We start from the raw sequence: 11,164 nt of genomic DNA, 5'->3' as shown, positions 1-11,164 counted from the left end.
TAAAAATCAAATCCATGACTTTCAACGAAAACCTGATGGGGCAAATCCGGTACATATTCAAATATGCACTGCTGATGACCCTGCTGATATTCACGCTGAAGTGGTTGCAATGGAAGTTTCTGATCATGGATCATGCCATCGAAATTTACATCGGACTCATCGCTCTATTCTTCACTGCCCTGGGAATCTGGATCGCCGGAAAATTAAACACTCCACGGGTTCAAAAAATCGTTGTTGAGAAAAAGGTTTACATCGAACCTGACAACACCAATTTTATCAATGAGGCTGAACTTCAGAAATTTAATCTCAGCACCCGGGAATATGAAGTCCTGCAACATATGTCACGAGGATACTCTAATGCCCGGATCGCCCAGGAGTTATGCCTGTCATTAAGCACCATCAAAACCCATGCATCCAATCTTTTTAATAAAATGGATGTCAAAAGCAGAACCCAAGCCATCGAGAAAGCTCAACGACTCCGTATAGTTGTGCCATTCGCTCAGCCTTAAGTACGAAATCCGGGAATACCGTACTGTTTGGTACCAAAGTATGAACCGGATATTTTGCCATTAACCTACTTTGGTCCGACACAAAAACAAACATTTATGAAGAGAGCTGTTATCGTATTTGGTTTGATCCTGGGAGTCATCCTCTGCATCAATATGTTCGTAATGGTGCATCAGATGTATACAAACCCGGAATTTAAGGGCAACGATGTCTTAGGCTACACGCTGATGGTGGTCATGTTTTCCATGATCTTTTTTGGGGTGCGGGATTTCCGGAACAAGCACCTGGGAGGGGTGATCTCCTTTGGTAAAGCGCTTACCACCGGAATATGGATCGCATTGCTTGGTTGTACCTTATATGTGGTAGTCTGGCTGTTCTATTATTACCTGTTTGTTCCAGATTTCCTGGATGTTTACGTCACTCATGTACTGAGTCATACGTCCGATGCTGAACTTGCCAGCCGCACGGAACAAATGAATCAATTTAAGTCAATGTATGACAGCCCGCTCATGGTGGCGGTGATGACCTACCTGGAAGTATTGCCGGTAGGGCTGATCGTTGCATTGGTGAGTGCACTCATCCTGAAGCGAAAAGTTGCAAAAGGCTAAATTAAATGCCTGACAGCCATCAATTAAACAGGTTCTCCAGATTGGAGGCTATCCCGATCCGGATGCCCCAGTCCTGGTATTTTCCATCCTGAAAACTGGCGGCTGCTTCAATGCGGAAAACACGCAGGATGTAGTTGATGCCATAGCCTACCTCCACATAATGACGGGCACCTTTCGACTCCAGGGCATTGACAAATGCCGCTTCCTTGATACCTGCCAGTCGGACGAGTGGGAGCTGGGTCACCAGTAGTTTACGGAATTGGTAATGCGTGTACACGGCAGCATAAGCCGATTGAGTGCTTAAGGTGTAATAATTGAGCAGCCGGTAAGACGCCACCGGGTCAGCATTCGTAAATATGGTGCGGTTGCCGGGAAAATGTTTCAGGTCCACGATGGTCATATGCTGTGGATTGATAAATGCCCCAACATTGGCTTTTAAGGACAGATCTCCACGGATGCCCGGCCAGACATGTTCAAGCTGAACATCAAAATGGTGATAACTGGCACCTTCTTCGAAAAGGCCAGGCAATCCGGTCCGGTAGGACAAGGTGATCAGCGGGGACGAGTTCTCAATGCGTTCCGTACGGTTGTTCCTGAGGCGGTATTTTAACCAGGGCTCCATCTTCCAGCTGATACCGAAAGTGGCTACAGCAGAAGTGTCAAAAGCGGTATTGCCTAACTCCGCATTTTCCGGAAAATTGGAGGTGTAAGCCCTTTTCGGAGAATCAAAGTAGGATTGCAGGGTCTGGTTCTCCAGGCCTCTTCGTTCCGCGATGGCTCCGGTGATCTCCAGTGCATGTTTGGAGTTAATACGCTTGCTCCATTGGCCTTCCAGATAGGTTTGCTCGTAAACTTTGAGATAATTTCGTTCAAAAAGGAGGCTGGCGAAGTCATTGATGATGGGTGAGATGGCATCCGGATTGTATGCACGGGTCATCCGGCCACCTTCAATTCTCAAGGTGCCGGCATGTGCCGGATCTCCCGCGGACCAGGTGGTGGAGAGATTGCCATTCCAGCGATTACGTGCGAAGCTGTAAGCGACCGTTGGGGCAATTTTCCAGCGAAAAGATTTGCTTGAATTTTGAATAAAAAACGGAGCAGCCAGATGATATCCTTCAACCGTATTAAAATGCAGTGTAGTCAACGGCGAGTCCCATCCCCAGCGAACTTTTTTTCCAGCCTTATAACTTCCCCCAAATAAGATATCCTGCAATTGAAACGTGCTCTTTTTCTTTTTCGTTAAGCTTGTACCTGAGGTTCCTATCGTTAAGCTCACGCTGTCCTGGTTTTCGTTTTTCTCAGCTTCAACCAATGAAATGCTATCCATACGGGCATAGCCCTTAACTTCATAATCGGTGAGAGGGATGGGCCGGATATTGTCCCAGTAGGTGGAATCGCGTTTATACGCATTGGAATCGATGGTGTAGGACGTAACCTGGACCACGTCAACCTCCGTGGTGTCGCGGATTTCATCCATCTCTTCTTTCATTTCTTCCTTTTCGTAATCCCTCAGGAGTTTGCGTAATTCTTTACGGCTGATGTCTTTGCCGGAGGCGAGGGCGGCAAGGGACGAATCGGTGTCTTTCTTCTGGAATGCTTTATCCGCTTCTTCGGATTTGGCCTTTTCGATTTTGTCGTCCAGGACCACCACTTCAGCAGGCAAGTCCGGATTCAGCGTAACATTATAGTCCTGGATATGGGCAAAGTAGGTGTATTCAAAGTCAAAGCCAAAGACGGAACCGGAAACAAAAAAAGTGTGATCCACCGGTAGCCACAGGTGCTCCTGAATGGGCTGGTAGACCTGGTTTATGTTGAACTTGATTCCCCAGATATAGGTGGTCAGGTCGAGACTGTGGATACTCCATTCCTGGTCTACAATGTACAGCGTGCCTTCAAATACTTTATCGCCGGCACTCCGGGGCGTAACCTTGATCTTGTCAATCGTCATACCATGGTCGGCAAAAAATCCCAGGTACTCGAATTTGTAATAGGCAAAGGCCTTCGGCGACAAGGGCGAAACGGCACCATTCACTTCCGGTTGGTAAAAACTGGAGTTAATGAAGTTGTTGGGATCGGTATTATTATCATCTCCGATGGTACGAACTGAAATAACTTTTTCCGAAAACTGATTGGGTCTTTGATAGGAAATCTCACTGACACTCTCGGTAACGAAAGCGGTGGAAGTATCAATACCTTCTTCACGGAGGCCTTTTTCGATCTGCTTCCGGAATAACCCGGGTAGCCCTTTTAGTCGTCCGGAACCCTTGATATAACTGATGGCTGTGTAGGCATCCAACTGCTGGGCGTGGTAACTTGCCTTGCCGATGGCGCGTCGCATGATCGTGTAGGCTGGATCCTCCCGATTGTCCAGGACCTCTATCGTTTGCAGTTCGATCGGCTCTTCAGCCAGCTGTACATTGACCTGTTCCCAGGCATTACCTACCTGTACGGTCATGGTCTTCGTGGTGTAGCCTAAAAACTGAAAACGTACTTCATAGGTACCTCGTGGTAAGGCCAATTGATAACGGCCTTCCTCATTGGAAGCAGTTCCGCGCTGTAACTTTATCACGTAGATGGTGGCGAATGGTAACTCACTCCCATGGTGATCGGTGATTTTTCCCTGGATACCCTGACCGAAGATCAGGAGCGGAGAACATAAACTAAGCAGAAGTAAAATGCTATTCTTCATAGATCTTGCTGAATCTTTGCTAAAATGCGATTAAGCAGGGTAATAAGTTACGCCACTTCCATCAACGAACTGATTTTTTCGACGGAATAACGCCCGGTACCGATACCCGTACTTCCTTATGAACGTGCAGAATCAAGGCCTGTGAACCACAACCTTTACCTTAACCGTAACTTAACGCCACCGAACCCTTAGGCTTTGGTGAATCCCTGGTCCAATAATCCGCATTCTATGCGGTTTCAGCTTCTCTTCTCCAATTGATAGGCGAACTCCTGCAATCCATGGTCGTAAAGAACCAGGGCGATCTGTTCTATCGACGTCGTCAGGACTATCCCAAGGGCAACACCAGTCAAACCATCTTTATGACCGGTTAATAACAACACGACCAGACCAGTTAACCCTGCCAGGAAAAGCGATTGAAAAAAGTTCTTTTCCCACCTGATCTTCCCTCGTAAGGTCTTCAGGTATTCCGACTCACGATGAATCTGATCCTGATCCAGCTGGTCCGGAAATGTGCGGCAATGCTTACCCTCCCGTTGGAGTGATGCGATACACCGCAACAACCCAATGAGCCACAGCGCAACGAGGGCGCCACTCAGACCAAAGGCTGCCGGATGTTCCCAGACCACTCCGATCACCACCGCTGCTGCCAGTGCAATAATCAGGAAGGAAGCATACGCCCGGAAATAGCCATGCACAAACTTGCCGTATTCGGTTAGGTAACGATCCTGACTCATAGGTGGCGAAATACCGCGAGGACTGGAAAATGATCGCTGGGGTAGATTCCCTTGTACATACGGGTGATGACTTTGTATTCTTCGATCACCCAGTCCGGACACCGGAAAAAGATGTGATCAATGATATTCCCTTCTTTACCGGCGCCGGTGAACCCATGAAAAGTAAAACTGGGTCCTTCAGTAACCGCAGCTGTCTGCCGCGCTTCCTGGTAATCTTTTTCCAGGGGTTGAAGTGCGCCATCGGACAGCGTGGCATTAAAATCTCCCATACACCACACATCACGTACCTCCTGTTGCCGCAGGAATGAATCGATCATCATGGCACCGTGTTGCCTGGCTTCTTCGCTTATGTGATCAAAATGTGTATTAATGACCAATACCGTATCCGAACTTTGCCGATCCAAAAGTAAAGCCCAGGTGGCGATGCGCGTGCAGGCCGTTCCCCAGCTCATGCTTCCGGGAACATTGGGGTGCTCGGACAACCAGAATTGATTCTGATCGATCAATTGAAAACGGTCTGTCCGGTACAGGACGGGACTGTATTCTCCCGCCTCCTGGCCATCGTCCCTTCCATGCCCGAGATGTTGATATCCCGGCAATTCTTTCAGGATATCAAGGAGCTGATAATGCAATACCTCCTGCATCCCTACCACATCCGGATGGGCTTCCTCAATGGTCCGGGCTACGTCAGGCCCCCGGCGGGTCCAGGCATTGGCAGTATCCGGCAGATAATCGAATCGTATGTTAAAGGTCATTACCCGCAGATCCTGGCTAAAGATGGGGCCCACTGCTAACGGAATGAGTAATAAAATAAACCACTTCTTCATGAAATAGACGGCTTAGTTAACGCCAAAGGTACGCCGATAATCGGGAACGAAAATCCAGTCTGCTGATTCGTCGAATCAAATGATAAGATCATCCGATTCCGTGAACTTCCGTGTCCCGGATACCTTACATTTACAGAGCTAACAAGATGCCATGCGATGTGCTGTCAGGTGTGTCCAAACGAAAGCCGAATTGAAGACATTCATCCGGTGGCCCCATCAGTTGTACCGGCACGACCCGATCTGGGTTCCTCCTCTCGATCTGGATGAATGGAATACTTTGTATCCCAGATGGAAAGAAGAAGGTCAAGTAAAAACCCGCTTTTTACTGGCTTATCAAGGGAAAAAAATTGTGGGTCGGGTTGTTGGCATGGCGATCCCGGACGATTACGTTGCCGGGAACCTCCTCCGGGTTCGCTGGGGCTGGCTGGAAGCCATCGATGACCCGGCAGTGTTTCAGTCCTTGCTGGGCAACATCGAATCATGGGCCAGGGAATTGCATGCCCAGGTCGTGCAGGGTCCGCTTGGGTTCTCCAACCTGGATAAGGCTGGGATGCTGATCAAAGGATTTGATGCGTTGCCAACCATTGTGGAATTGTATAACCCACCCTATTATCCGGTCCGGGTCGAACAATTGGGCTATGAGAAGGCCATCGACTGGATAGAAAATAAACTGACGGTACCGGAGAAAGTACCGGAGAAACTGACCCAATTATCCGGTATCATTCAAAAACGGTATGGGGTCAAAACCTTACAGATCCGCAAGGCTGCTGAGCTACGACCTTACGGGCAGGAGCTCTTCCGCCTGATCAATGAAACCCACCGTCACCTGCATGGATTCGTACTTTTTGATGAGAAAAAAGCGACCGCCTATCTGGATAAGTATTTTCCCCTGATCAATAAAGATCTCATATGCATTGTTTTGGATGAGCAGGAGCATATGGTCGGATATGGCATTTCCATACCTTCCATGTCCAAAGCATTTCAACGCGCCAGGGGTCGACTTTACCCTTTCGGCATCTGGCATATTCTGCGTGCCAGCAGAAAGAACGATCGAGCGGATCTGTATCTGATCGGTGTCAAGGATGAATACCGCAATAAGGGAATTACCGCCCTTCTGTTTGAAAAAATCATGCAGGGGTTCATTGATCAGGGCATCCGGCAGGTGGAATCCAATCCCGAACTGGAAACCAATAGTCAGGTTCAGGCGTTGTGGAAGAACTACGAATACCAGCAGCATAAACGCCGGCGCTGCTTTCAGAAAATTTTGGATTAGCCGGTCCGAAAAGCTGAAATTTTGTTTCTTGCGCTAAAACGAGTACAGGATGGATCCCATCGAGGAGGAAAAGCTACCGGAATTATACAGCAAGTCTTCTATCATGATCATAACACTCATCACTTTAACTGCATTCGGAGCAATCCTTTATTCAATCAATTTATACCGCGTTAATCAGCGCAGATTTATTTTCCCGACCATGTTGGGTGCTGTCCTATATCAAATCCTGGGTGCCCGTTTTTCGGGAGGACTCTCACTCAGAAATGAAATATGGAGTAATATGGTATTAAATTTCATCGGTGGGATGCTGATCCTGGGACTATGGGATATGCAGATCGGCAGGAACAGCGCGTACCGGCCCCGTAACACCCTCAGTGTTTTCTTAATTATACTGATCCTGCTGCTTATCCAGGTAGGGTTAACTTATATTGGAGTTACCAACCTCCCCGAGTAACCGAGTGGTGCTCTTTCTTCCCCCTGTCATTCTGAACAGCAACGCTCCGGCGCTCCTCTCAATGTCCGACCGTGATGATGCCTCAATCTTCGCTATTCATCCGAATACGTTCACGTGTCCCGACCAATGCTTCGCTGGTCGCTCAGCATGACAATGACTCCCAGTGTTGTCCTTTTCCCCTGTCATTATGAACAGCAGCACTCCAGCGGTGCATAGTGAAGAATCCGTATTAGCATAACGCTCCTCTCAATGTTCGACCGTGATGATGCCTCAATCTTCGTTATTCATCCGAATACGTTCACGTGTCCCGACCGATGCTTCGCTGGTCGCTCAGCATGACAATGACTCCCGGTGTTGTCCTTTCCCCCTGTCATTCTGAACAGCAGCACTCCAGCGGTGCATCGTGAAGAATCCGTACAAGCATAACGCTCCTCTCAATGTTCGACCGTGATGATGCCTCAATCTTCGTTATTCATCCGAATACGTACACGTGTCCCGACCGATACCTCGCTGGTTGCTCAGCATGACAATGACTCCCAGTGTTGTCCTTTCCCCCTGTCATTCTGAACAGCAACGCTCCAGCGTGCGTCGTGAAGAATCCGTACAATCATAACGCTCCTCATTACACAACAGTGGTCTCAACACCCTTTGTCATTCTGAACAGCAACACCTCAAGTGTTGCATCGTAAAGAATCCGTACAAGCATAACCTCCTCTCAATGATCGACCGTGATGTTGCCTCAATCTTCGTTATTCATTCGAATACGTTCACATGTCCCGACCGATGCTTCGCTGATCGCTCAGCATGACAATGACTCCCGGTGTTGTCCTTTCCCCCTGTCATTCCGAACAGCAACACTCCAGCGGTGCATAGTGAAGAATCCGTATTAGCATAACGCTCCTCTAATTACACAACAGTGGTCTCACCACCCTTTGTCATTCTGAACAGCAACGCTCCAGCGGTGCGTCGTGAAGAATCCGTACAAGCATAATGCTCCTCTAAATGTTCGACCGTGATGATGCCTCAATCTTCGTTATTCATCCGAATACGTTCACGTGTCCCGACCGATGCTTCGCTGGTCGCTCAGCATGACAATGACTCCCGGTGTTGTCCTTTCCCCCTGTCATTCTGAACAGCAGCACTCCAGCGGTGCATCGTGAAGAATCCGTACAAGCATAACGCTCCTCTCAATGTTCGACCGTGATGATGCCTCAATCTTCGTTATTCATCCGAATACGTACACGTGTCCCGACCGATACCTCGCTGGTTGCTCAGCATGACAATGACTCCCAGTGTTGTCCTTTCCCCCTGTCATTCTGAACAGCAACGCTCCAGCGTGCGTCGTGAAGAATCCGTACAATCATAACGCTCCTCATTACACAACAGTGGTCTCAACACCCTTTGTCATTCTGAACAGCAACACCTCAAGTGTTGCATCGTAAAGAATCCGTACAAGCATAACCTCCTCTCAATGATCGACCGTGATGTTGCCTCAATCTTCGTTATTCATTCGAATACGTTCACATGTCCCGACCGATGCTTCGCTGATCGCTCAGCATGACAATGACTCCCGGTGTTGTCCTTTCCCCCTGTCATTCCGAACAGCAACACTCCAGCGGTGCATAGTGAAGAATCCGTATTAGCATAACGCTCCTCTAATTACACAACAGTGGTCTCACCACCCTTTGTCATTCTGAACAGCAACGCTCCAGCGGTGCGTCGTGAAGAATCCGTACAAGCATAATGCTCCTCTAAATGTTCGACCGTGATGATGCCTCAATCTTCGTTATTCATCCGAATACGTTCACGTGTCCCGACCGATGCTTCGCTGGTCGCTCAGCATGACAATGACTCCCAGTGTTGTCCTTATCCCCTGTCATTCTGCACAGCAATGCTCCAGCGGTGCGTCGTGAAGAATCCGTACAAGCATAACGCTCCATAACAGGAAATTCATTCAAATTCATAATTGAGAAAACGATATTCAGGGTTAATTGTCCGGATCAATTCCAGCTTGCGATTTCGACGCCAGCCCTTAATTTCTTTTTCGCGGGCAATGGCATTATTTATATATTTAAATGTCTCATAATATATCAAATATTTACACCCATACCGATGAGTAAATGCTCTGCCCTTTTCGCTATTACCAGGAGGAGCAGCATGTTGCTTTAATCGGATGGATAAATTATTGGTTACACCTGTATACAGAACTGTTTTTCCAATATTGGTAAGTATATAAACATAATATAAGTGGATCCGCATGGGTAGTTAATTTTAGAAAAGAAGTACACTATTAAATTAGAAAATTCAAACGAAATAGAAACAAGCCTGCATGAATATCAATTATTTGAAATCCTAAACGATTGTACAAGCTGTACATATTGAAGACCTACGGGTATAATGTTGACCACCTGCAGCCGGGACCGCAGCGCTAATAATCGTATCCGGCTCCTCTTTTATCGCTTTCATGTGATCGAACAAGGATTTGACGGAAGTATGACTTTACGGAATATTAGATGCGAATCTTTTTTAAGACTTTTACCAGAGTCATTTAAGAACCAGCAAAACAACTTGGCTATGAAGCAATCCGAAGAATGGCAGGATCACGAAAATCTGGATCCTTCCGATTGGTCAGCAGCACGAAAGCGTATGTACCAGATGGTAGATGATGCCATCAATTACCTTTCCACCTTATCAGATCGACCGGTCTGGCAACCAATGCCGGAAGAAAGTCAACGTGTTTTCAAGCGCAATCTTCCCCTCGCGCCGGAGGATACGGATCGTATCGATGAGGAACTGAAAACACACATCCTGCCCTATACCATGGGAAATGTGCATCCCCGGTTTTGGTCCTGGTACATGGGTGCCGGTTCCGTGTCCGGGGTGATCGGAGACTTCTGGACCTCGGTCATGAACCCGAACCTTGGTGGCGGCAATCATTCGGCCAATCTGGTTGAAGCACAGGTCATCGACTGGCTTAAGGAAATCATGAATTACCCACCGGATGCAAGCGGCCTGCTGGTCAGCGGAGGTTCGATGGCCAACCTGGTCGGGATCACGGTGGCAAGGTACCATCAGGCAGGATTTGACATTCGAAAAGAAGGAATGAGCGGAGCCAAGCCGATGGTGGTATATGCCTCCTCAGAAGTCCATTCTTCTGTACAGAAAGCCATCGAACTGATGGGCATGGGATCAAAGTATCTGCATAAAGTACCGGTCAAGGCGGATTACACCATGGATCTCCAGGCCTTACAAAATAACATTAAGGAGGACCGGGAAGCAGGCCTGCACCCCATAGCAGTCATCGGTACCGCAGGTACCATCAATACCGGTGCGATTGACGACCTCGATGCACTCGCCGACATCTGCAAGACCGAAGGACTCTGGTTTCATGTTGATGGGGCTATTGGTTCGATTGCAATGCTTTCTCCCCTGATTAAACCACTCTTAAAGGGAATCGACCGGGCAGATTCGGTGACCATCGACCTGCACAAATGGTTGCATATGCCATTTGAAGTCGCCTGTACTCTGGTACGCAATGACCGCGACCACCGCGGTGCATTCTCTCTGATCCCCGATTACCTTGCCCGGAATACCCGTGGACTGGCTGCAGGAAATCTCTGGTTCAGTGAATACGGCATTCAACTGTCACGTCGTTTCCGTGCCCTCAAGGTTTGGATGTCTTTAAAAGAACACGGAGCTGAGGCTTTTGGACGCATGATCACCAAGAACATCCATCAGGCCCGGTACCTCGGCCAGATGATCGATGAAAATCCTCACCTGGAACTGGTTGCACCGATAGGACTTGACATTGTCTGCTTCCGGTACAATCCCGGCGGCATGACTCTGGAGGCACTGAATGCTCTGAACCAGGAGATCAAATTGCAACTGGAAGAAAAAGGCACAGCAGCTCCCGGCTATACGACCCTTGGAGACCTGTATTGCATTCGCGTTGCGATAGCCAACCACCGAAGTACAAAAGAAGACTTTGATCTCCTGGTGAAGTCCATCCTGGAGCTGGGAGATTCCCTAAAACCTCTGTACTAAATACCGGTATCACCAGAGCTGGTGACTG

Annotated in this window: 9 protein-coding genes; 5 read left to right on the top strand and 4 right to left on the bottom strand. The window is 48.2% G+C overall.

Features of this window, described 5'->3' with window-relative positions:
* Positions 1 to 35: 35 nt before the first annotated feature.
* Positions 36 to 509 (top strand): response regulator transcription factor, encoded by a 474-nt coding sequence (locus tag H6570_17435; protein MCB9321070.1) that lies wholly within the window; start codon positions 36 to 38, stop codon positions 507 to 509.
* Between the two features lie 96 nt (positions 510 to 605).
* The gene (locus tag H6570_17430) at positions 606 to 1,115 is read left to right on the top strand and encodes a DUF4199 domain-containing protein (protein MCB9321069.1); all 510 of its coding nucleotides are present in this window, start codon (positions 606 to 608) and stop codon (positions 1,113 to 1,115) included.
* A 19-nt stretch (positions 1,116 to 1,134) separates the two neighbouring features.
* Here H6570_17430 and H6570_17425 read toward each other — a convergent pair whose 3' ends face one another.
* The 3 genes from H6570_17425 to H6570_17415 form a co-directional block, all read right to left on the bottom strand.
* Positions 1,135 to 3,804 (bottom strand): carboxypeptidase-like regulatory domain-containing protein, encoded by a 2,670-nt coding sequence (locus tag H6570_17425; protein ID MCB9321068.1) that lies wholly within the window; start codon positions 3,802 to 3,804, stop codon positions 1,135 to 1,137.
* Positions 3,805 to 4,040: 236 nt separating this feature from the next.
* On the bottom strand, positions 4,041 to 4,538 hold the full coding sequence (locus H6570_17420; GenBank protein ID MCB9321067.1) for a hypothetical protein: 498 nt from the start codon (positions 4,536 to 4,538) through the stop codon (positions 4,041 to 4,043).
* Complete coding sequence (locus H6570_17415) at positions 4,535 to 5,365, bottom strand: endonuclease/exonuclease/phosphatase family protein (GenBank protein ID MCB9321066.1); 831 nt, start codon at positions 5,363 to 5,365, stop codon at positions 4,535 to 4,537. Before H6570_17415 ends, H6570_17420 begins: the two co-directional genes overlap by 4 nt.
* A gap of 190 nt (positions 5,366 to 5,555) precedes the next feature.
* On the opposite strand from H6570_17415, the gene H6570_17410 reads away from it, so the two are divergent.
* Complete coding sequence (locus H6570_17410) at positions 5,556 to 6,638, top strand: GNAT family N-acetyltransferase (protein ID MCB9321065.1); 1,083 nt, start codon at positions 5,556 to 5,558, stop codon at positions 6,636 to 6,638.
* Between the two features lie 49 nt (positions 6,639 to 6,687).
* Entirely contained in the window at positions 6,688 to 7,092 is a 405-nt protein-coding gene (locus tag H6570_17405; protein ID MCB9321064.1) for a hypothetical protein, read from the top strand.
* Positions 7,093 to 9,042: 1,950 nt separating this feature from the next.
* Here H6570_17405 and H6570_17400 read toward each other — a convergent pair.
* On the bottom strand, positions 9,043 to 9,351 hold the full coding sequence (locus H6570_17400) for a GIY-YIG nuclease family protein (protein ID MCB9321063.1): 309 nt from the start codon (positions 9,349 to 9,351) through the stop codon (positions 9,043 to 9,045).
* A 315-nt stretch (positions 9,352 to 9,666) separates the two neighbouring features.
* On the opposite strand from H6570_17400, the gene H6570_17395 reads away from it, so the two are divergent.
* Positions 9,667 to 11,136: an aminotransferase class V-fold PLP-dependent enzyme gene (locus H6570_17395; protein ID MCB9321062.1), complete on the top strand. Its 1,470-nt coding sequence runs from the start codon at positions 9,667 to 9,669 to the stop codon at positions 11,134 to 11,136.
* Positions 11,137 to 11,164: the final 28 nt, after the last annotated feature.

It is taken from the genome of Lewinellaceae bacterium (assembly GCA_020636135.1).
GTDB lineage: Bacteria > Bacteroidota > Bacteroidia > Chitinophagales > Saprospiraceae > JAGQXC01.
This window is presented reverse-complemented; position numbering and strand designations above follow the sequence as displayed.